A 21668-nucleotide genomic window follows, 5' to 3' on the forward strand; every position below is an offset into this window, starting at 1 on the left:
TTTACAGCGAAATGGTCAGGATTGCCGCCATGAAAAAATATCACTATTAAGTTGTGCTAAATAATTCACGAGTCAATTTGTGACTGAATAATAAAGCGGTTGGGGAACTTTTCTGACTGGTGATATTTGATACGCATCAATTTAAATAAAATCTGTTTTTATTCATATGCATAGTTCAGCTTAACTTATGCGAAATAGATTATTCGCTGCGGGTTGAATCTGTTTACATCAATGGCGAATTGATAGCCTGACTTCATCTCGGCTACTGTCCCCTCTCGATTCGTTTGGGTAGCAAACGGATACAAAAATAATAACGACAGAGACTGGACGCATTGATAAAGAGTCATCTTTATTGATTTTAATCCTGCCAAAGGAGCCGGAATAATGAGTGGTTTATCTTCCCATCATATTGCCCAAAATATATTTGCCGAGCTGTTGCCTTATCGCCGCCGCTTCCCCGATCCCATTCTGGATCGGCAGCAGGAGGAAGCCGAGGTGGCCGCCATCCAGATCCCCCGTCTGCAGGCCTTCATCGAGCGGGGCGAGGCCATCACCTGCGTGCTGCCCGCCTTCCCCACCAAGTCACCCAATCCGAACAAGGTGCTGGGCACCCTGCCGGACATGGCGGAGCGGCTCTCCCTCAGCTTTCTCAACCACCTCTGCCAGCGCATCCAGCTGCACTACGCGCCCGGCATGCGGATCCTCATCTGCTCGGATGGCCACGTGTTCGGTGACCTCATCCGGGTGGCGGACCCGGCCATCGACGCCTATCAGGCTCACATCGAGCAGCTGATCCTGGAGCTGGGGGCGACCCACCTCGGGGTCTTCCACTTAGGGATGGTGGCGGGCATGGCCGAGTTTTGCGCCAGCCGCGACTTCGACACCCTGCGCGAGCAACTGGTCGAGCGCTATGCCGAGCCGCTGGCACAGATCACGGAAGAGGTGAGAAGCACCGAGGAGGGCATTCGCCTCTATCGCGCCATGACCCGCTTCCTCTATGAAGACAGTCAACTGCCGGACACCCCGCTCTCCAACACGGCGCTGCAGCGGGATGCCAAGGCGCGCACCCATGCGGTGATCCAGCGCAGCCGTGCCTGGGGCAACCTGCTGGCGGAGCGCTTCCCCGAGGCGATCCGTCTCTCCATCCACCCCCAGGCGAGCCACAGCCTGAAGATGGGCATCCACATGCTGCCGACCCGGGATGACTGGCTCACCCCCTGGCACGGGGTGGCGGCCAACCTGGATGGCCAGTTCGTGCTGATGAAGCGGCGCGACGTGCTGGCGATGGAGCATGAGCTGGTCCATATCCACGGCCGTCCGAGCCACTACCTGATCAACGGCAAGCAGGCCGCCGCCTGAGGAGTTTCCCATGACTGCATCCATCGTTACCCTCGGCGGCGAGCGCTGCCGCATCCTGCCACAGGCCCCGTTCGGCCTGTTGATTGAACCGGCCCGCAGCGCCCAGCCGGTGCAGAGCCTGGCTATCGAGGCGCTGCGCGAACTGGCCCGCCGCCACGGCGTGCTGATCCTGCGCGGGTTCGAGTCCGGCTTCACCGATCCCGAGCGGCTGACCCGCTACGGCGAGGAGTGGGGCGAGATCATGATGTGGCCGTTCGGCGCCGTGCTGGACGTGAAGGAGCACGAGAACGCCACCGACCACATCTTCGACTCCAGCTATGTGCCGCTGCACTGGGACGGCATGTACAAGCCGACCCTGCCCGAGTTCCAGCTGTTTCACTGCGTGCACGCCCCGGCGGCGGACGAAGGGGGGCGCACCACCTTCATCAATACCCGCCAGCTGCTCACCGAGCTCGACGGCGAGCGGCTGGCCCGCTGGGAGCGGGTGCACATCACCTATCGCATCAAGCAGGTGGTGCACTACGGCGGCCAGGTGAGCTCGCCGCTGCTGGTGCCCCACCCGGTGAGCGGCGAGACGGTACTGCGCTACAACGAGCCGCCGCGCGAGGGGGTACGTTTTCTCAATCAGCATGCCCTCGAGATTGAAGGGGTGGCACCCGGCGAACAGGCCGCCTTCCTGCAGGATCTGCACCAGCGGCTCTACGATCCGCGCTACTTCTATGCCCACCAGTGGCAAGGGGGAGACGTGGTGATCGCCGACAACCTCGGCCTGCTGCACGGCCGCGAGGGGTTCACCGCCCGCTCGGCCCGCCACATCCAGCGGGTCCACATCCAGGCCAGCCCGGTCTGTCTCAACCCGGCGCTGGCGCCGCAAGGGGCGGCGTGATGGCGACCATTTTGCTGGCGGCCACCGCCACCCCGGGCCACGTCAATCCCATGCTGGCGGCGGCCCGTCTGCTGGTGGAGGAGGGGCATCGAGTGCTGATGCTGTGCGGCGCCCTGTTCGAGCAGCGCATCCGCGCAGCCGGCGCCGAATTCGTGCCCTTCGCCCCCGAGGTGGACTTTGACTACCGGGCGCTGGAGCGGCATTTTCCCGAGCGGGCCAGCCTGAGCGGTACCGCCCAGATGGCGCTGGCGCTCAAGCGCTTCTTCGCCGCCCCCATGGCGCAGCACGATAGCCATCTGCGGGCGCTGATCGCGGCAGAGGGGGTGGATCTGCTGCTGGTGGAAAACGGCTTCTACGGGGTGCTGCCGCTGTTGCAGCAGGGGGACGGGCGGCGCCTTCCCATCCTGATGCTGGGGGTGAACCCGGTCTCCTTCTCGAGTCCGGACGCCATCTTCTACGGCCCGCGCATTCCTCCCGAGCTGCGCCGCTCCCTTGGTGAGCTGCCCTGGCTCGATGAGCCGACCCGGCAACTGCAAAGGGAGGTTCAGCAGAGCTTCGATGCCGCGCTGGCCGAGGCGGGGGCGCCGCCGCTGACGGCTCCCTTCACCGACGTGATGGTGACGGCCCCCGATGCCTTTTTGCAGCTCTCCTGCGCCGGCTTTGAATACGAGCGGCCGGAGCTGGAGGGGCTGATCCGCTATGTCGGCCCGCTGCTGCCACCCCGGATTGAGCTGACGCCGCCGCCCTGGTGGGAGCGGCTCGATGAGCGGCCGCTGGTCATCGTCAGCCAGGGCACCCTGGCCAACGTGGATCTGGGGCAGTTGCTGCTGCCGGCCATGCAGGGGCTGGCCGGCGACGAGCTGCAACTGCTGCTGACCACCGGCGGGCGGGATCCGGCGCGGCTGGGCGCCGCCGTCCCGGCCAATGCCATCGTCACCGAACACGTTCCATTCGAGCTGGCGCTGCCCCGCGCCGCCGTGCTGGTGACCAACGGCGGTTATGGCTCGGTGCAGGCCGCGCTGGCCCACGGGGTGCCGCTGGTGGTGGCGGGCACCGGGGAGGACAAGGCGGAGGTGGCCACCCGGGTGGCGTGGAGCGGCGCCGGCATCAATCTGCACAGCAACGAGCCGACGGCGGACGCGGTGGCAGCGGTGGTGCGCAAGCTGGTGCACGAGCCGCGCTATCGGGCCAGGGCCCGGCTGCTGGCCGACGAGATGGCTGCGCTCGATGCCCGCGCCGCCATCGCCGGGGCGGTGAAGGAGCTGCTCGGCGGGCAAGGGTGATCCCGTGATGAAACAGGGGGGCTCGATGGCCTCCCTGTTGTTCAGCTTGCGCTCAGTTTGTGGCTGCTAGGGTGGCCAGGGTGACAAGAGGCGGCGTCAGCGGCGCCGGATGCGCTTTTTCATGCAAAAAGAGCGATCCCGACGTTGAATTTTTGGCCGACTCAGGAAAGAATGCGCGCTCGGTAATCGACCTCGGACGCAAGGTGACTCGTCACGGGCCAGACCGAGGATGAAATGGCCGTCGGCCAACTTGGTACAGGAAACCACACAGGAATTTTATGAATCCCCTTCGCACTGCCGCTTCGGCTCTTTTATGTACTCTGGCGCTGGTCAGCCAGCAGGCCGCCGCCGTTGAATACCAGCTGCCTGCAGCCAACAGCCGTCTGATCGGTGAGAACCAGGAGTACGTGGTACCCGCGGACAACCGTCCGCTGGAGCAGATCGCCTCCGACTTCCAGTTGGGTCTGACCAACATCATGGAAGCCAACCCGGGTGTCGACCCCTACCTGCCCAAGGCGGGCAGCAAACTGGTCATCCCCCATCAGCTGATCCTGCCGAACGCTCCTCGCGAAGGGATCGTCATCAACGTGGCGGAGATGCGTCTCTACTACTACCCGAAAGGCAAGAACGTGGTGCAGGTGCTGCCCATCGGTATCGGCCAGCTGGGGGTAAACACCCCGGAGAACTGGATCACCAAGGTGGAGCGCAAGCGCGCCAACCCGACCTGGACCCCGACTGAAAACATCCGTCGCCGCTACGCCGCCCAGGGCAAGACCCTGCCGGCAGTCTGGCCGGCCGGTCCGGACAACCCCATGGGCCTGCACGCGCTCTACATCGGCAACCTGTACGCCATTCACGGCACCAACGCCACCTTCGGCATCGGTCTGCGGGTGAGCAGCGGTTGCGTGCGTCTGCGCGCCGACGACATCAAGTATCTGTTCGACAACGTGCCGGTCGGTACTCGCGTCCAGTTCGTCAACCAGCCGGTCAAGACCACGGTCGAGCCGGATGGTGGTCGCTACATGGAAGTGCACGAGCCGCTGTCACGCAACGAGGAGGAGTTCAACTCCACCGCCTCCGTGCCGCTGCCCATGACCCAGGCCACCACCCGCTTCATCGCCCACATGGACAGCGATTCCAATGTGGTCAAGCAGGTGCTGGAACAGCGTACCGGCATGCCGACCCGTCTCAACCCGCAGGTCTGATGACCGGGAAGACTGGCTAATGCACAACGGCGACCATGAGGTCGCCGTTGTTGTTTCTGGCTCTGCCACCGGTCATCAGCTGGCGGGAGGCGCGTAGAGGGCCAGCCAGTTGCCCTCGGTATCTTCGATGATGACCCGGGAGCCATGGCCGCTGCCGATGCTGTGCAGGGGCTCGAGCACCCGTCCGCCGATGCTGGGCACCAGCTGTTCGGCCTCCTGCAGGCGCTTGCCAAGGGCGAGGTAGATGAGGGGGCCCGTGTGCCCCGGCTGGTGGTACTTGTCCATGGGGCCGAGACAGGCCGCCGCGTTGTTGCCATCGTGGCGCAGCATGGCGAAGCGGATCTCTTCCTGTATCGGCGTGACCGGCACGTCGAGCAGGGCCGAGTAGAAGGCCATGGCGCGATCCAGATCCCGTGTCGGAATGTCGGCCCAGACCAGGGTATTGTCCATCTTGGTGATCTCCAGCATGTTCCGGCCGATGCGACCGGCGGCTCTGTTCCTTGCTGACGGCCTCTCGCGGCAGCTCGCAGGCAGCTTCCTAGAGGTTAGGAGCGGCCCATGAGGGGCGCCAGAGCTAAAAAAGCGGCGCCTGATGGCGCCGCTTTCGGGTGGGGAGCTGGAGGTTTTTTCCCTCGATATACAGTTACTTGCCTGCAATGCTCAGTCCGCCGAAGCGAATGAGAGGCGCATAGAAGCTCTTGCCATCGTCGTGGTGCAGCACGTTGGCGACCGCTTCCAGCTCACCTAGCAGGCGATAGAAGTTGCCCGCCACCGTGATGCCGCGCACCGGCGCCACCCGCACGCCGTCCCGGCACAGGAAGCCGGAGGCGCCGAACGAGAAGTCGCCGCTCACCGCATCGGCGCCGGAGTGCAGGCCGTCCAGCTTGACCAGCTCCAGGTACTCGCCGCCTTGCGCCTCGGCCTCGCTGTGGGGGCCGAGCCCGAACACCAGGTGGCGCGGGCTGACGTCCAGCGCACTGCGGGCGCTGCGTGCCGCCGAGCCGTTGCTGGCCAGGCCGAAGTGGTGGGCGGTGGCGCTGTTGTGCAGCAGGGTTTTGAGCTCCCCTTCGCCGATCAGCAGCAGATCCCGGGTGGGGGCACCTTCGCCATCGAAGGCCTTGATGTGCATGCCGCCCGGCATATAGGCCCGGCTTTCCAGGGTGAGCCAGCGGGAGGCCACCGACTGGCCCAGCTTGTCGCGCCAAGGGTTGATCCCCTGCTGGGCCCACTTGCCCGACAGCGCTGCCTGGAAGCAGCCGAACAGGCTGGCCAGGGCATTGGTGTCGAAGATGGCGCTGTAGTGGCCGCTCGGCACCGCTTCTCCCGCCAGCAGGCCGTCGGCCACGGCGTGGATCTGGCGGATGAGGGTCTGGCTGTCCAGTGCATCGAAGCGGCGCTCATATTGCCCCTGGGAGAACATGGACTGACGGCCGTCGCGCTCGATGAGGGCAGAGCTGTAGCAGCCGACGCTGAATGCCTGATGCTGGCAGAGGCTGCCCTGGCTGTTGGCGAGCCACAGCCGACCCTCTCCCTCGAAGAAGCTGTTGTAGGGGGCGCCGGTCACGTCCGGCAGCGCCAGCATGTCCGACTCGAGGCGCAGGGCCAGGGCAATCTTCTCCTCTACGGGGGTGGTGTCGGGCTGATTGATCTCGGCGCAGTCGGTGGTGAGCCGGCTCTGCTGCACGGCGATGGTCTGATCCGGGTCCACCTTGGCGAAGCGGCTGGCATCCAGCGCATCCTGCAGCATGGTGGCCAGTGCAGACTCGTCGAGGGATTCCGAATAGGCGATGCCGACCCGGCCCTCTTTTATCAGCCGAATGCCGATCTGCTGGCTGCTGGTGACCTTGTATTCGCTGAGCTCGCCCTTGTCGGCCTTGAGGGAGAAGGCCTTGTCCTGGTTGGCGATGATGTCGGCCTCGGCACCGAGATCGGCGACCTGGTCCAGCAGGCGGGCAAGCAGTTGGTTCATGTCGAGTTGGCTCATCAGGCGTTCCCTCCGACCAGGATATTGTCGACCTTGAGCGGCGGCTGGCCGACCGAGGCGGGAATGGAGCCGGAGACCGAGCCGCACATGCCAGCGGAGAGGGCCAGATCGTGCCCCACCATGGAGATCTCCTTCAATACCTGCGGGCCGGTGCCGATCAGGGTGGCCGACTTGAGCGGCCGGGTGATCTTGCCCCCCTCGATGAGGTAGGCCTCCTGCACGTTGAAGTTGAACTCGCCGGTGCCGGGCTGCACCGAGCCACCGCCCATCCGTTTGGCATAGATGCCGTGCTCCACGGTCGCCAGCATCTCGTCCAGGCTGTGATGGCCCGGCTCTATGTAGGTGTTGCGCATGCGCGAGGCCGGCGCGAACTTGTAGGATTCGCGCCGCCCGGAACCGGTACGGGCGTAGCCGGTGCGCAGGGCCCCCATCCGGTCCACCAGGAAGCCGGTGAGCACGCCATCCTTGATGAGCTGGGTGTGCTGGGTCGCCATTCCCTCGTCATCGACGTTGATGGAACCCCAGGCGTTGCCCTGCAGCCCCTCGTCCACCGCGCTGACCGCCGGATTGGCGATGAGCTGGCCCATCTTGTCGTGGAACACCGAGGCCTTCTTGGCCACCGAGGTGGTCTCCAGCAGGTGGCCGCATGCCTCGTGGAAGATGACGCCGCCAAAGCCGCTCTCCATGATGACCGGCAGCTTGCCGCTCGGGCAGGGGGCGGCGCCCAGCTTCACCAGCGCCTGACGGGTGGCGGTGAGGGCCAGCTCGCGGGGATCCACGCCGGCGGCGTGTTCCCAGCCCATCATGGCGCCGGGGGCTTCGTAACCTACGCTCTGTTCGCTGCCCAGGGCGGCGATGGTCTGGGCCATGATGCGGTTGTAGTGGCGGCGATCGCTCACCTGCACCCCTTCGCTGTTGAAGATCTCCACCTCCTGCTCCCAGCCCAGCACGTTGCCGGCAAACTGGCTCACCTTGGTGCTCTCGGCGCGGGCCGCGGCATCCATGGCGTGCAGGTAGGCGATCTTCTGTTCCAGCAGCTTGTCGGCCGACAGCGGCAAGGCCACCGGGTTGCGATCGCTCAGGCGACTGAAGTCGAAGGCGGTGGCGGTCACCACGGGGTCACGCCGGTCCTTGGCCGCCAGCAGGCTGACGATGCGCAAGAGCTCATCGCGGCTGGCCAGGTTGGTGTAGCCGTAGAGCACCTTGTGGCCGTAGCACAGGCGCACGCCGATGCCGAAATCGAGGCCGCCGCTGATGTTTTCTATCTGGCTGGAGAGCAGGCTGAGCTGGCTGCGGCGCTTGCGCTCCACAAACAGCTCGGCGAAGTCGGCACCCAGCGCCAGCGCGTGATCGAGCACGTCGCGGGCGATGGCGGGGGCCAACAGGGAGAATGGGGTCATAGAATTTCCTTATTCTGGTCTGTCCGTTTGCTTCCGATACCCGGCTGTGATTGTTATGGGGTACCGTTTCCATTGTTGCAGACCAGCACAAAAAAGTCGCTATAGCGTCATGCGATGATACCGATTGAGAAAATCGGAGCGATTTATGCGCCCGGCAGCCCGAAACCCGGCCGCCGGTAGTCAGGGAGGCGTCGCCGTTGACGTTTGTTCAAGGGGGCCTTTCCAGGTCTTTTTCGTCATGCCATGCGGGGAGAGGGCGATGGCCGGGGGCCATCGCCACTGGTATCAGGCAACCCTGCGTGGCTGCTGGCTCACAGCAGCTCGTGGATCTCGCTCAGGATCTGGTCAACCCACTGCTCGATGCGGGGTCGGTCTGGTCCTATTGGCTGGCGTCGTCGAGAACCTAGCCGACGCAAGATGACGGCCATGGTCAAACCGGCAAGATCAGAGCAGCTCGTGAATTTCCCCCAGGATCTGGTCGACCCACTGCTCGATGCGGGATTCGGTCTGGTCGTACTGATTGGCGTCGTCGAGCGCCAGGCCGACGAAGTGACGACCATCGTCGATCAGCGCCTTGGAGGCATCGAACTCGTACCCCTCGTTGGGCCAGTAGCCCACCAGCTTGACGCCCTTGGGGACCAGCTGATCGTGCAGCAGGCCGAGGGCATCCTGATACCATTCGCCGTAACCCAGCTGATCGCCCATGCCGAACAGGGCGATGATGCGGCCTTCCAGCTCGACATCCTGAATGTCTTCCCAGCGGGATTCCCAGTCTTCCTGCAGCTCGCCGAAGTCCCAGGTGGAGATGCCCAGGATCAGGATGTCGTACTCCTGCATGAGGGTGAGGGGCACATCCTTGATGTTGTGGAGATCGACCAGCTCGGGGCCAATGAGGGCGCGGATCTTCTCGGCGGCCATCTCGGTGTAGCAGGTGGTAGAGCCGTAAAACAAACCTATCTTCATCGCTCTTCTCTTGATCGCAGTCGGCAATGGGAGCGGGCAACCGCAGGGTGGCGCCCGGGGGAGGGCGTCAGTCTAGCAGATTGCCCGGCGCGCTTCACCGCCTGGCGGGCGATGGACAACGGCAACTTGCGGCGGCGGTGGGTCGGCACGTTACAATGGGCCATGTTTCCCCTGAGCGCGGCGCACCATGAGCAAGTCTGAATCCCATCCCCTGATCGAGCCGTTTCTGGACGCCCTCTGGCTGGAGCGGGGCCTCTCCGACAACACGGTCAGCTCCTATCGCACCGATCTGGAAAAATTTGCCCTCTGGCTCGACGAGCAGGGCGGCTCCCTGCTGCTGGCGGGGCTGGATGACATCCAGCACTATCTCGCCTGGCGGGTGGACCAGCAGTTCGCGGCCAGCAGCACGGCCCGCTTCCTGTCGGCCCTGCGCCGTTTCTACCAGTACCTCAACCGGGAGAAGCTGCGCAGCGACGACCCCACCGTGCTGCTGGAGGGGCCCAAGCTGCCCAAGAAGTTGCCATCGGATCTCAGCGAAGCCGAGGTGGAGGCGCTGCTGCAAGCGCCGCTGGTGGACGAGCCGCTGGAGCTGCGGGACAAGGCGATGCTCGAGCTGCTCTACGCCACCGGGCTGCGGGTCTCCGAGCTGGTGGGGCTGACCGCCGAGCATGTCAGCCTGCGCCAGGGGCTGGTGCGGGTGGTAGGCAAGGGCAACAAGGAGCGGCTGGTGCCCATGGGGGAGGAGGCGGTGCACTGGCTGGAGCGCTACTACCGGGAGGCGCGCACCCTGCTGCTGGGCGGCACCAGCTCGGACGTGGTGTTCCCCTCCAAGCAGGCGCGCATGATGACCCGTCAGACCTTCTGGCACCGCATCAAGCTCTATGCCCAGCGCGCCGGCATCCAGGGCGAGCTATCCCCCCACACCCTGCGCCACGCCTTCGCCACCCATCTGCTCAACCATGGCGCCGATCTGCGGGTGGTGCAGATGCTGCTGGGCCACGCGGATCTCTCTACCACCCAGATCTACACCCACGTGGCCAACGAACGGCTCAAGGCGCTGCACGGCCAGCACCATCCGCGCGCCTGACCGGCAACAAAAAACCGCCAGAAGGCGGTTTTTTTCGAATACACGACAGGAGCTGGCGCTTATTTTCCCTGTTGGGATTTGAGCAGATCGCGGATCTCGGTCAGCAGCTCCTGATCCTTGGTCGGGCCGGCCGGGGCCGCTTCCTCTTCCTGCTTGCGCTTGAGGGTGTTGATGGCCTTCAGCCCCATGAAGATGGCGAAGGAGATGATCAGGAAGTCGATGATGGTCTGGATGAACTTGCCGTAGGCGATAACCACGGCCGGGGTGCTCCCCTCGGCGGCCTTCAGGGTCACGGCGAGGTCGCTGAAGTCCACGCCCCCCAGGATCAGGCCGATGGGCGGCATGATCACGTCTCCAACGAAGGAGGAGACTATCTTGCCGAAGGCGGCACCAATGATGATACCGACCGCCATGTCGATCACGTTGCCTCTGGACGCAAAGGCCTTGAACTCTTGAATCAGACTCATTTTCCCCTCCAAAAATGGGCAGGGTACGGCCAGCGCCGCACCGGTATTTGAATAATTAAAGCTTCAGGAAAACAGAGGATGACCGTCGTGTTTCCTGTCGTCCCGGTTAGCTTGCTGGGCCTTTGCCCGATTGGCAACCTGTCAGATCGGGATTTTTTTGCGGCCCTTGCTATTAATCAATCGGTAATTAAGCGGTTGAGGAGAGAATATTCACTGAGTTACCTTGTGAGTCCATTCGTTCATGCCAAGTGAGTAAAAGAGTGAAGTATTTACTGCTGGGAATGATGCTGCTGGGCTCTTTTGCCGCCAGCGCGGGGATGGATCCCCAACTGTTGAAGCAGACCATAGAGCAACGGCTCGGGGTACAGGTCTATCTGGTGGACGAGACCCCCATGCCCGGTCTCTACATGCTGGGCACCGCCCAGGGGCTGCTCTATACCGATGCCAGGGGCGACTATGTGCTGCAGGGCACCATGCTGGATCTGGCCCACGACATGAAAAACCTCACCATGCTGGGGCTGCGTCAGCAGCGGCAGCTGGCCCTGGCCCAGATTGGCGAGCGGCGGGTACAGCTGCGGGCCGAGCAGGAGCGCCATCGCGTCACCCTGTTCACCGATCTCGCCTGCAGCAGCTGTCGTACTACCCTGGCAGAGCTGCCGGTCCTGCAGGCGAGAGGGGTCAGCGTGCAGCTGCTGCCGGTGCTCGGCACCTTTGCCGATCTGACCGAGGCGCAGGCGCGCTGGTGCGATCCCCGGCAGTTCGATGCACTGGATCTCAGTGATCGTTTGCCTGAGACCGGCTGTAATGAGATCCTTGCCCATCATATCGGCCTGAGCCAGTGGCTCGGGATCAAGGCACTGCCGAGCTGGGTCCTGCCAAATGGCGACCTGGTGCGCGGTTATCAGAGCCCTGAACAACTGCTCAAGATACTGGATCACATCAATGCCCCTGCAAATCCGTCGTCGTCCGCGAGTTAATGATTCCCATCTGCCCGCCACCCTGCACCCGCTGCTTCGTCAAATCTTCGCCAGCCGCGGGGTCGAAGATCCCGCTCTGCTCGAGCGCAGCGCCAGCCAGCTGCTGCCGCCCCAGCGTCTGTTCGGCATGGCGCAGGCGGTGCCGCTGCTGGCCGAGGCGCTGACGGCGCAAAAACGCATTCTCATCGTCGGTGATTTTGACTGCGACGGCGCCACCAGCTCGGCGCTGTGCGTGCTGGCGCTGCGCGCCATGGGCGGTCGCCACATCGATTTTCTGGTGCCCAACCGCTTCGAGTTCGGTTATGGCCTCACCCCCGAGATCGTCGAGCTGGCGGTGGCCCGCGGCGCCGAATTCCTGATCACGGTGGACAACGGCATCTCCAGCATCGCCGGGGTGGCGGCGGCCAAGGCGGCCGGCATGCAGGTACTGGTTACCGATCACCATTTGCCGGGCCAGGAGCTGCCTGACGCCGACGCGATAGTGAACCCCAACCAGCATGGCTGCGACTTCCCCTCCAAGTCGCTGGCCGGGGTCGGGGTTGCCTTCTATCTGATGGCGGCCCTCAACACCCATCTGCGCCAGAGCGGCTGGTATGAGCGGCAGGGGCTGCGCGCGCCCAACGTGGCGGATTACCTGGATCTGGTGGCACTCGGCACCGTCGCCGACGTGGTGGCGCTCGATGGCAACAACCGCATCCTGGTCCATCAGGGCTTGCAGCGGATCCGGGCCGGCCGTTGCCGCCCCGGCATCCAGGCGCTGGTAGACGTGTCGGGTCGCGACGGTCGTCGCCTGTGCGCCGCCGATCTCGGCTTTGCGCTGGGGCCGCGCCTCAACGCAGTGGGCCGGCTCGACGACATGTCGCTCGGGGTCGCCTGCCTGCTGAGCGACGACATCAACCTGGCGCGCCAGCTCGCATCCGAGATGGACAGCCTCAACCAGGAGCGCAAGGAGATCGAGCAGGGGATGCAGCAGGAGGCGCTCGCCACTTTGGAGCAGATCCGTTTTCGCGATGGCGAGGTGCCGTCGGGCATAGTGTTGCACCGGGACGAGTGGCATCAGGGGGTGGTGGGGCTGGTGGCCTCCAAGGTGAAGGAGAAGTACTACCGCCCGGTCATCGCCTTTGCCGAGAGCAGCGAGACCGAGCTCAAGGGCTCCGGGCGCTCCATCCCCGGGGTGCACCTGCGCGATGCGCTGGAACTGCTCGACACCCGCCACCCCGGTCTGATGGGCAAGTTTGGCGGCCACGCCATGGCGGCCGGGCTGACCCTGCCCAAGGCCAACATCGAAGCCTTCAGTCGGGCCTTCGAGGCGGTGATCAGTGAGCTGGTGACGCCTGAGCTGTTGACCGGGGTGCTGCTCACCGATGGCGAGCTGCTGCCCGATGAACTGAGTCTGGAGCTGGCGGAGCTGATCCGCGCCTCCGGCCCCTGGGGGCAGGCCTTCCCCGAGCCGCTGTTTGACGGCGAATTCGTGCTGGTGCAGCAGCGGCTGGTGGGGGAGAAGCACCTCAAGATGATGCTGACTACGGATTCCGGCCACGCGGTGGATGCCATCGCCTTTGGCGTCGACTTGCAGCGCTGGCCCGATGCCTCGGTGAAGCGGGTGCGGCTGGTCTATCGGCTCGACGTCAACGAGTGGCGCGGCAACCGCAGCGTGCAACTGCTGGTGGAGCATCTGGAAGCCGCTGGCCTCTGATCCCGCGAGTTTGTCTTGCTGCCGATGACGGCCACCTCAGGGTGGCCGTTTTTTATTGTGTGAACCCGGATTTTGCCGTTGACCCGTCTATTGCTTCACAGTTTAAGCTTTCCTGCATCGGGTCACAGACCCCTCCGCGAGTGGTTGTCATGAAAATATCCGAACTGGCCCGGCGCTGCGGCCTGGCCCGCTCCACCCTGCTCTATTACGAGAAGCTGGGGGTGATTGCGGGCACGAGAGCCGCCAATGGCTATCGCCACTACGACGATGAAGATCTGCAGCGGTTGCTGATGGTGCAGGCCCTGCAGGCCGGCGGGCTCAGCCTCAAGCAGTGCCTCGCCTGTCTGGCGGGCGAACTGGAACAGGCAACGCTGCAGGCCCGGGTCAGGGAGCTGGATGAAGAGCTGGCGCAGATGCAGCGCGCCCGGGATCTGCTGGCGGATCTCGCCGGTTTGCGTGCGCACTCCGGCGACGAGTTCAAGGCCTGGCAGCGGCAACTGCAGCATCAAGCCCCGCAGGCCTACTTTGCCTGGGTGATGAAGCAGGGATTCAGTGAAAAAGAGCGTTACCACCTGCAGTGGCTGAGCAAAGACATGAACGAACATGAGCGCTACATCCGGGATTTCAAGCTGCTGCTGGATGGCATGAGCTATTGGGGGCCGGGCGATAGCCTCTTCACCCAGCAGCAGTTTGCCGCGCTACCCAGCCAGCCTCGCCGGATCTTCGACATGGGCTGCGGGCGCGGCGCCGCCACCCTGGCGCTGGCACAGGTGACGGACGCCACCATAGTAGCCATCGATCTGGACGAGGAGGCGCTGGCCGCCGTGGCCCGCAGCGCCAGTGCGGCGGGGCTGAATCAGGTCACCACCCTGTGTGCCAATATGGCGGACTTGCCCATGGAACTTGCCCCCGCCGATCTCATCTGGGCCGAGGGGAGCGCCTACACCATAGGGGTGGCCAACGCCTTGCAAGCATGGCGGCCGTACTTTGCCGGTCCTGCTGCCTGCCTGGTGCTGAGCGACCTGGTGTGGCTGACGGACACGCCGCCAGAGGAGGCACTGGCGTTCTGGCAACGGGATTATCCCGCCATGCAGACGCTGGCGGGTTTGCTGAAGACGGTGCAAGAGGCGGGTTATCGCTGTCTGTGGCACACCCCGTTGCCGCAAAGGGCCTGGCACAACTATCTGGACCCCATCGAGCGCAATCTGGCACGCCACAGTGCCACGCTGGGGGATAGCCCCGCCTGGCAGGATTTGAGCCGGGAAGTGGCCATCCACCGCCAATACCTGGGCAGCTACGGCTATGTGATCTGCTGCCTGCAGGCAGTCTGATCAGCCCATCCATTGCAAGAGAGCAAACGGAGAAAACCTATGAACATCATCATTCGGCCCGAAACGGGCGCCGATCACGACGCCATTGAAGCGGTGACCGTGGCCGCGTTCCTCAAGGCCCCCCATACCGATCACAACGAACAGCGGATCGTGCGGGCCTTGCGCCAGGCCGGGGCACTCAGCCTGTCGCTGGTGGCGGAGCTGGAGGGGCAGGTGGTCGGCCACCTCTGCTTCTCGCCGGTGACCATCAGTGATGGCAGCCCGCACTGGTATGGTCTTGGCCCTATTTCGGTCTCTCCTGCGCTGCAAGGCAAGGGGCTGGGGTCACGGCTGATGGAGGTGGGTCTGGCCGAGCTCAAGGGGATGGGGGCGGCCGGCTGCGTGGTGCTGGGGGATCCCGGTTTCTACGGCCGTTTCGGCTTCGTGTCCGAGCCGGGGCTGACACTGTCCGGCGTGCCGGTGGAGTACTTCATGGCCCGCTCGTTCGGCGCCGCCATGCCCCGTGGCGAAGTGTGCTACCACCCGGCCTTTGTGCAGGAGTGAGGGGCACCGTGAGGGCAAAGAGGGTGCTCCTTGCGCTCATTGTGGTTTTTAATTGCCGGCTTTATTGATAACGAGGGTTTTTAGTATCGATTCGTGAGTGTTTGCAGGGTTTCAAATTCAATAAAAAGATGAATTGTGATATATTCGGCCTCGCTGAATCCTCTTTTAAAGAAGGGACTCCCCGCTTGTCACCCGCTGGCCGACGCTCGACCTGGCCGATGGCGCTCGCCATCGCCTGCCTTCTGTGGCTTGCCGCCTTCGCCGCGGCAGAGGTCGGTGCCGCCGTACGTCAGGCTGCGGTCGGCCAGGGAGCCTCGATGCAGTTGCATGAGCCAGCCGATCCCGGGCTGGTCAACAGCGTCAGCCTGCCTCCGGGCGGCCAGTGGCGGCTCAGCTTCGAGCAGGGTCGACGGCTGGAAGGGGCCGCTCAAGCCGAGCTCTATCAGGTGCTGCTGGCCTGGTTCCAGCACGATATCCTCGGCCTGCTCTGCGGCCTGCTGTTCTTCCTGCCCCTCATCTACCTCAGGCAACTGAGCGACTACTTCGGTTATCTGCACCGGTGGCGCTTGAGCTGCCATCACCTGCAATTTCGTTTCTGCCACAGCGACTCGTACCTGGCTGCTTGCTGAGCGCCAGTCCGCCCAAGGCTTGCTCCCTCGCTGATTGATGTCAGCCGCGAAGGCATGCCCGTGCGGTCCGGTGCCCTCCTTGCACCGTCTTCCTGCCTGCCCGCCGGCGAGCACGAAGGCGGCTCCCACCCCGTACACGTTGTGAGCCGACCCGATGGATTATTATGTAAACCTGTTTATTCACTCGATTTTTGTCGAAAACCTGGCGCTGGCCTTCTTCCTTGGCATGTGCACCTTCCTGGCCGTTTCCAAGAACATCAACACCGCCTTCGGCCTTGGCATGACGGTGCTGGTGGTCATGGTGATCGCCATTCCCCTCAACAACCTGATCTACCGTCATATCCTGCGTCCCGAGAGTACCTTCCTCGGCGAGTTTGATCTGAGCTTTCTCGATTTCATCGTCTATATCGGGGTGCTGGCGGCGCTGGTACAGGTGATGGAGATGGTGCTCGACAAACATTTCCCGGCGCTCTATCACGCGCTCGGCATCTATCTGCCGCTGCTGACGGTGCATTGCGCCATCTTCGGCGGGGTGATGTTCATGGCCCAGCGGGATTACGACTTCATCGAATCCGTGGTGTACGGGGCGGGCTCAGGGCTGGGCTGGCTGCTGGCCATCGTCGCCATCGCCGGTCTGCGCCAGAAGATGAAGTATTCGGATGTGCCAGAGGGACTGCGGGGTATCGGCATCACCTTCATCGTGGCCGGGCTGATGTCGCTGGGCTTCATGTCTTTTTCCGGCATCTCGCTCTAGCCAGCTGAGTGTTGCAACGGCCACGCAAGTGGCCGTTTTGCCATCTATTGGTCCTCGATCATCCCCAGCAGCCGGTCGTGTACCAGCGGCAGCTCCAGAAAACCGTCCCGATCGAGGAAGTGGCCGCCATGCTCCAGGCTGTAGAGCGGCGCGGCCAGCTGTTCGCTCAGGTGCTGGCAGTAGCGATAGGGCACGATGGCATCGTCGCGGGAGGCGACCACGACCCGCCGGGGCGCCAGCGCCATGATGTGGGCCGGCTCGTAACCCTGGACCATGAAGGGATCCAGCTCAGGCAGGGTGTGCAGCGGCTGATCGAAGCCGGATACCAGCAGGATCCCGCCCACCCGGCGGGAGGCAGGCAGGCGGCTCAGCTGGCGCAAGATGGTGATGCAGCCGAGGCTGTGGCCCAGCAAAAAGGTCCGTTCATCGTGATCCCGCACCAGGCTGTCCATGGCGGCGTCCCAGGCGGCGGGTTGCGGATGGTGGGGATCAGGCATGGCCAGCACCTCGACCCGGATATCGCGGGCTTCGAGCTGCGCCTTGAGCCAGGGGAACCAATGGGAGTGGGGGGAGGCGGTATAGCCGTGCACGATGAAGACGCGGGTGTGTGACATAAGCAGGATCCTGAAACGGGGCGACAGGGAACAAACAGGGCGTGCGCAGCGACGCAGGCCGGGGCGGCCTCATCATACCAGCGCCAGCCGGATGGTGGCACGCCCCTGTCCGGGTAGTACAAGGGCGGGACAAGGCGTTCAACCCAGCCGTTTGACCATGTTGTAGCCGGTGATGGCGAAGCCCGCCTCCTGGTAGAGGGCCAGGGCGCGCGGGTTGTCGTGGGCGACCCGCAGGGTGATCTGGCGGATGCCGCTGCGCTTGAGCTCGGCTTCCAGCAGTGTCATGGCGGCCTTGCCGATCCCCCGGCTGCGGTGGGCCGGTGCGACATAGAAGTCATAGATAAAGGTGGCGGCGCCGTCGCTGTCGATGGCGTGCCAGAGATAACCCATTGGCTCCTCCTCGGCGGGGGCAACCGCTTCCTCTGCGGGCAGGATGCAGAGCAGGCGGTGGCCGGCACTGGCTACCCCTTGCGGCAGATAGCGCTGCAGGGAGGCCTCGGCCTTGTGGCGGGCGGTGGCGAGATCGTGGCCCTGGTTGCTGGCGAGATCCTGCGCGTACTCCTCGATGAAGCAGGCGCAATAGGCGGGGTAGTGCTGCTCGCTCATGGGCAGCAAGCGGATAAGCGGTGTCGGCATCCTGCAGATCACTCAAGGGGGGAAGGGAGGCTCACGTTAACCCGGCGGCGAAGTGAGTGCAAACGGCGCTGGCCGTGGTCGGCAACCGGAGCGGCGTCCGCCTGCGGCCGGCCCATAAAAAAGAGCGCCCAAGGGCGCTCTTTTTTGACCAGGGGGAGCGAGGTTATTTCACCTCTTCGCCCTTGGCTTGCAGGTCCGCATGGTAGGAGGAGCGGACGAAGGGGCCGCAGGCGGCGTGGGAGAAGCCCAGCTCCATGGCCACGTCTTTGAGCTCGTCGAACTCTGCGGGCGGCACGTAGCGCTTCACCGGCAGGTGGTGGCGGCTTGGCTGCAGATACTGGCCCAGGGTCAGCATGTTGACGCCGTGTTCGCGCAAGTCCTTGAGTACCTGCACGATCTCTTCGTTGGTTTCGCCCAGACCCATCATGACGCCGGACTTGGTCGGCACATGGGGGTGCATCTCCTTGATGCGGCGCAAGAGCTCCAGCGACCACTTGTAGTCAGCACCCGGACGGGCGACCCGGTACATGCGCGGGGCGGTTTCCAGGTTGTGGTTGAACACGTCAGGCGGGGTCTCGCGGAACACTTCCAGTGCCTGCTCCATCCGGCCGCGGAAGTCCGGGGTCAGGATCTCGATGCGGGTCTGCGGGCTGTGCTCGCGGATCTGCTTGATGCAGTCGGCGAAGTGCTGGGCACCGCCGTCGCGCAGATCGTCGCGGTCCACCGAGGTGATCACCACGTATTTCAGCCCCATCTCCTTGATGGTCAGCGCCAGCTTCTTCGGCTCGTCCGGATCGAGCGCCAGTGGGCGGCCGTGGGCCACGTCGCAGAAGGGGCAGCGACGGGTGCAGATGGCGCCCATGATCATGAAGGTGGCGGTGCCGTGGTTGAAGCACTCCGCCAGGTTGGGGCAGGAGGCTTCCTCACACACTGAGTGCAGCTTGTTCTTGCGCAGGGTGCTCTTGATGTGCTTGATCTTCTGGCTCGACGGCGGCAGCTTGATCCGCATCCAGTCCGGCTTGCGCAGCACTTCCTCGTTGGGATCCGGCATGAATTTCACCGGGATCAGGGCCATCTTGTCGCCATCGCGCAGCTTGACGCCCGGCTCCATACGAACGGGTTTGCTCATGATTCACTCTCGGTGTTTGTTATTGTCTGGTTGATAGCCACCAGGGTCATCTCGGTGCCCTCATGGCCACGCAGCATGGGCTCGCTCATGCCGCCTCTTCGGTATTCGTGATTGTCTCATAGCCGATCAGGCTGGCCAGTTCGGCCACCAGAATCGCTTGCGCCTCGGCCACGCTCTGCGGGCCGCCCAGGGCGCTGGTCTGGGTCATGGCCATGCCCGCATAGCCGCACGGATTGATGCGCAGGAAGGGGGTCATGTCCATGTTGACGTTGAGGGCCAGGCCGTGGAACGAGCAGCCCTTGCGGATGCGCAGGCCGAGCGAGGCCAGTTTGGCTTCTGTCTGCAGCGCGGCGCCGAGCTGGTTCTTCACGTAGACGCCGGGGGCATCGGGTTTGGCATAAGCCTCAATCCCGCTCTTGGCCAGGGTGTTGATGATGGCGGTCTCGAGGCAGGTCACCAGCTCGCGCACCGTCAGCTTGCTGCGGCGCACATCCACTAGCACGTAGAGCACCAGCTGGCCGGGGCCGTGATAGGTCACCTGGCCACCGCGATCGCTCTGCACCACCGGAATGTCGCCGGGGGCGAGCAGATGTTCTGCCTTGCCGGCCTGACCCTGGGTGTAGACGGGATCGTGCTCCACCACCCAGAACTCGTCCGGGGTGTCGGGGGTACGGCTGTCGGTGAAGGCCTTCATGGCATCCCATACCGGCTGGTAGGGACGGCGGCCCAGCTGTCTGACCAGCAGCCGGGGGGCTGACGATGGTGATTCGGCGGAGGTTTGGAGTGACATCTTTCCTCACTGACAGGCGCTTGGGTCGGCCAGCGCGGCCACGACAGCCGGCTGGCAAATAATCAGTCGCCCCGGTGGCGGGGCGAGAGAGGCGACTTACAGGACGTAGCGAACCAGCTCTATGTTACCGAGTGCAGTATACATGGCTTCGATATGTTCCTTGCTCTGGGCGGTCACAGTGACCCGGACCGAGTGGTAGTTGCCCTTGGAGCTGGGCTGCACGGTCGGGCTGTAGGTACCGGGGGCGTGCTGCTGCAGCACTTCCACCACCATGTCCGGCAGCGCCGGGTCGGCAACGCCGAGCACCTTGAACGGGAACTTGCAGGGGAACTCCAGCAGTTCATCAAACTTGGTATTCATTTACTCACCTTTTGGTGTCGTCACGGGACGACTTCATCGCTTGTGGCTAGTGGCCGATGGCCCATCAGGGCCGCCATCTACCCGTCTGTGGCGGGCACTGCTCAAGTGTATATGGGCATTGCCCAGGCCGGGATCAAGGTCCGGTCTGGCAGACGAGGCATGGAGGTGCTGCTTTTTACCACAAATCGTCAGTCGGCGGAACCTGCAGATTGCAGGGTTATTGACTGGCCCGACCGCAAAAGACAGCAGCGGCGCCTGTTGGCGCCGCTGTTTGGTCAGGTTTGTGCGCAGGTTACTTGAACCAGCTGGAGACCAGCATCACCAGGTAATCCCACAGACGGCTCATCAGGCCACCCTCTTGCACCTCTTCCAGGGCGACCAGCGGAACCTGCTTGATCTCCTTGTCGCCTTGCTTGAGGAACACGGTACCGACCCGTTGGCCCTTGGCCAGCGGTGCCTTCAGCTCGCTTTCAAGCTGGAAGTCGGCCTTGAGGTTGTTGCCCTGGCCACGGGTGACCAGCACGGAGACGTCCTTGTCGACGCCCAGTTTCACTTCAGACTTGTCACCCATCCAGATCTTCTGGGTCACCAGCTCGGTGCCGGCCTTGTAGGGGGTCAGGCTCTGGAAGAAACGGAAGCCGTAGGTGAGCAGCTTCTTGCTCTCGGCGGCGCGGGAAGCTTCGCTGCTGGCACCCAGCACCACGGCGATCAGGCGCATGCCTTCGTTGTTGGTGGCGGAGGAGACCAGGTTGTAGCCGACCTGGCTGACGTGGCCGGTCTTGATGCCGTCAACTTGCAGGGATTGATCCCACAGCAGACGGTTGCGGTTGTGCTGGGTGATGCCGTTGAACACGAAGGACTTCTGGGCGTAGATCTTGTACTCGTCCGGCAGGTCGCGGATCAGGGCCTGGCCCAGGCGCGCCATGTCGTGGGCGGTACTGTAGTGACCTTCCGCATCCAGTCCGTGCGGGTTCATGAAGTGGCTGTCGTTCATGCCGAGCTTGGCGGCCCAGCTGTTCATCAGGCTGGCGAAGGAGTCGGTGCTGCCGGCCAGGAATTCGGCCATGGCGACGCAGGCGTCGTTGCCGGACTGGATGATGATGCCCTTGTTGAGATCATCGACCGAGACCTGCTTGCCCACCTCGATGAACATCTTGGAGGAGTCGGAGTAGTTCTTGGACCAGGCGTTCTGGCTGATGGTCACCATGTCGGTGCGCTTGATGTTCCCCTTCAGCAGCTCCTGGCCGATGATGTAGGAGGTCATCATCTTGGTCAGACTGGCGGGCGGCAGACGCTCTTCGGCGTTCTGCTCGGCCAGCACCTGACCCGAGTAGTAGTCGATCAGAATATGGGCCTTGGCGGAGATCTCCGGCGCGGCGGGAACGACCACGGGGTTGGCGTTCGGGGTCGGTACAGGCGTGTTGGCCTGAGCGGTGGCGCTTATCAGGGAGGCCAGAATAACTGAACGGGCAAATTTGGACATCTTGAAATTCCTGGAGCCTGGTTGGGGTAACCCAAGTTAAAAATGCGGGCTTCACTATACCAGAAGCGACCGTCGGTCAAAGCCCGACGTGC

The 21668-nt window shown here is 63.8% G+C and carries 22 protein-coding genes; 11 read left to right on the forward strand and 11 right to left on the reverse strand.

Annotated features, from left to right (window positions below):
* Positions 1-384 precede the first annotated feature (384 nt).
* The 4 genes from PG899_RS05245 (at position 385) to PG899_RS05260 (ending at position 4733) form a co-directional block, all read left to right on the forward strand.
* On the forward strand, positions 385-1359 hold the full coding sequence (locus PG899_RS05245; RefSeq protein ID WP_068982126.1) for an L-tyrosine/L-tryptophan isonitrile synthase family protein: 975 nt from the start codon (positions 385-387) through the stop codon (positions 1357-1359).
* 10 nt (positions 1360-1369) lie between these two features.
* Positions 1370-2245, forward strand: a complete 876-nt coding sequence (locus PG899_RS05250; RefSeq protein ID WP_190283883.1) for a TauD/TfdA dioxygenase family protein — start codon at positions 1370-1372, stop codon at positions 2243-2245.
* Positions 2245-3528: a glycosyltransferase gene (locus PG899_RS05255; protein ID WP_190283884.1), complete on the forward strand. Its 1284-nt coding sequence runs from the start codon at positions 2245-2247 to the stop codon at positions 3526-3528. The genes PG899_RS05250 and PG899_RS05255 overlap by 1 nt, the downstream gene beginning before the upstream one ends.
* Positions 3529-3806: 278 nt before the next feature.
* The gene (locus PG899_RS05260; protein ID WP_011707051.1) at positions 3807-4733 is read left to right on the forward strand and encodes a L,D-transpeptidase family protein; all 927 of its coding nucleotides are present in this window, start codon (positions 3807-3809) and stop codon (positions 4731-4733) included.
* Positions 4734-4808: 75 nt separating this feature from the next.
* On the opposite strand, the gene PG899_RS05265 is transcribed toward PG899_RS05260, so the two are convergent.
* The 4 genes from PG899_RS05265 to fldB all read right to left on the reverse strand — a co-directional run bounded on the left by PG899_RS05265 (position 4809) and on the right by fldB (position 9080).
* Positions 4809-5201 carry a VOC family protein gene (locus PG899_RS05265; protein ID WP_043159829.1) on the reverse strand — a complete coding sequence of 131 codons (393 nt, stop codon included), beginning with the start codon at positions 5199-5201 and terminating at the stop codon, positions 4809-4811.
* A 175-nt stretch (positions 5202-5376) separates the two neighbouring features.
* Entirely contained in the window at positions 5377-6717 is a 1341-nt protein-coding gene (locus PG899_RS05270) for a TldD/PmbA family protein (RefSeq protein WP_190283885.1), read from the reverse strand.
* Positions 6717-8117, reverse strand: coding sequence for a TldD/PmbA family protein (locus PG899_RS05275; RefSeq protein WP_190283886.1), 1401 nt, complete (start codon positions 8115-8117; stop codon positions 6717-6719). Before PG899_RS05275 ends, PG899_RS05270 begins: the two co-directional genes overlap by 1 nt.
* Before the next feature lie 444 nt (positions 8118-8561).
* Positions 8562-9080 (reverse strand): flavodoxin FldB, encoded by a 519-nt coding sequence (gene fldB / locus PG899_RS05280; RefSeq protein WP_016351694.1) that lies wholly within the window; start codon positions 9078-9080, stop codon positions 8562-8564.
* 187 nt (positions 9081-9267) lie between these two features.
* Between fldB and xerD the strand changes: the two genes are divergently transcribed.
* A complete protein-coding gene (gene xerD / locus PG899_RS05285; protein WP_011707046.1) occupies positions 9268-10167 on the forward strand; it encodes a site-specific tyrosine recombinase XerD in 900 nt (299 codons plus the stop codon).
* A gap of 59 nt (positions 10168-10226) precedes the next feature.
* On the opposite strand, the gene mscL is transcribed toward xerD, so the two are convergent.
* The gene (mscL, locus tag PG899_RS05290; protein ID WP_017409264.1) at positions 10227-10634 is read right to left on the reverse strand and encodes a large-conductance mechanosensitive channel protein MscL; all 408 of its coding nucleotides are present in this window, start codon (positions 10632-10634) and stop codon (positions 10227-10229) included.
* 260 nt (positions 10635-10894) lie between these two features.
* Here mscL and PG899_RS05295 point away from each other — a divergent pair, with 260 nt between their 5' ends.
* The 6 genes from PG899_RS05295 (at position 10895) to nqrE (ending at position 16564) form a co-directional block, all read left to right on the forward strand.
* Positions 10895-11611: a disulfide isomerase DsbC N-terminal domain-containing protein gene (locus PG899_RS05295; RefSeq protein WP_190283887.1), complete on the forward strand. Its 717-nt coding sequence runs from the start codon at positions 10895-10897 to the stop codon at positions 11609-11611.
* On the forward strand, positions 11577-13307 hold the full coding sequence (recJ, locus tag PG899_RS05300) for a single-stranded-DNA-specific exonuclease RecJ (protein ID WP_190283888.1): 1731 nt from the start codon (positions 11577-11579) through the stop codon (positions 13305-13307). The genes PG899_RS05295 and recJ overlap by 35 nt, the downstream gene beginning before the upstream one ends.
* 149 nt (positions 13308-13456) lie before the next feature.
* On the forward strand, positions 13457-14638 hold the full coding sequence (locus PG899_RS05305) for a MerR family transcriptional regulator (RefSeq protein ID WP_190283889.1): 1182 nt from the start codon (positions 13457-13459) through the stop codon (positions 14636-14638).
* Positions 14639-14677: 39 nt separating this feature from the next.
* A complete protein-coding gene (locus tag PG899_RS05310) occupies positions 14678-15181 on the forward strand; it encodes a GNAT family N-acetyltransferase (RefSeq protein ID WP_190283890.1) in 504 nt (167 codons plus the stop codon).
* 185 nt (positions 15182-15366) lie between these two features.
* Positions 15367-15810, forward strand: coding sequence for a hypothetical protein (locus tag PG899_RS05315; RefSeq protein ID WP_232105284.1), 444 nt, complete (start codon positions 15367-15369; stop codon positions 15808-15810).
* Between the two features lie 154 nt (positions 15811-15964).
* Positions 15965-16564, forward strand: a complete 600-nt coding sequence (nqrE, locus tag PG899_RS05320; protein WP_011707038.1) for an NADH:ubiquinone reductase (Na(+)-transporting) subunit E — start codon at positions 15965-15967, stop codon at positions 16562-16564.
* Positions 16565-16608: 44 nt separating this feature from the next.
* On the opposite strand, the gene PG899_RS05325 is transcribed toward nqrE, so the two are convergent.
* The 6 genes from PG899_RS05325 to PG899_RS05350 all read right to left on the reverse strand — a co-directional run bounded on the left by PG899_RS05325 (position 16609) and on the right by PG899_RS05350 (position 21576).
* A complete protein-coding gene (locus tag PG899_RS05325) occupies positions 16609-17178 on the reverse strand; it encodes an RBBP9/YdeN family alpha/beta hydrolase (protein WP_106553173.1) in 570 nt (189 codons plus the stop codon).
* A gap of 138 nt (positions 17179-17316) precedes the next feature.
* Complete coding sequence (locus PG899_RS05330) at positions 17317-17814, reverse strand: GNAT family N-acetyltransferase (protein WP_190283891.1); 498 nt, start codon at positions 17812-17814, stop codon at positions 17317-17319.
* Between the two features lie 163 nt (positions 17815-17977).
* A complete protein-coding gene (gene lipA, locus PG899_RS05335; RefSeq protein WP_190283892.1) occupies positions 17978-18943 on the reverse strand; it encodes a lipoyl synthase in 966 nt (321 codons plus the stop codon).
* An 85-nt stretch (positions 18944-19028) separates the two neighbouring features.
* Complete coding sequence (gene lipB / locus PG899_RS05340) at positions 19029-19733, reverse strand: lipoyl(octanoyl) transferase LipB (protein ID WP_190283893.1); 705 nt, start codon at positions 19731-19733, stop codon at positions 19029-19031.
* A 96-nt stretch (positions 19734-19829) separates the two neighbouring features.
* Positions 19830-20093, reverse strand: a complete 264-nt coding sequence (gene ybeD / locus PG899_RS05345) for a DUF493 family protein YbeD (RefSeq protein WP_005298227.1) — start codon at positions 20091-20093, stop codon at positions 19830-19832.
* Positions 20094-20385: 292 nt separating this feature from the next.
* Positions 20386-21576, reverse strand: coding sequence for a D-alanyl-D-alanine carboxypeptidase family protein (locus tag PG899_RS05350; RefSeq protein WP_011707032.1), 1191 nt, complete (start codon positions 21574-21576; stop codon positions 20386-20388).
* Positions 21577-21668: the final 92 nt, after the last annotated feature.

Source organism: Aeromonas sp. QDB39, from assembly GCF_027707585.1.
Taxonomy (GTDB): domain Bacteria; phylum Pseudomonadota; class Gammaproteobacteria; order Enterobacterales; family Aeromonadaceae; genus Aeromonas; species Aeromonas hydrophila.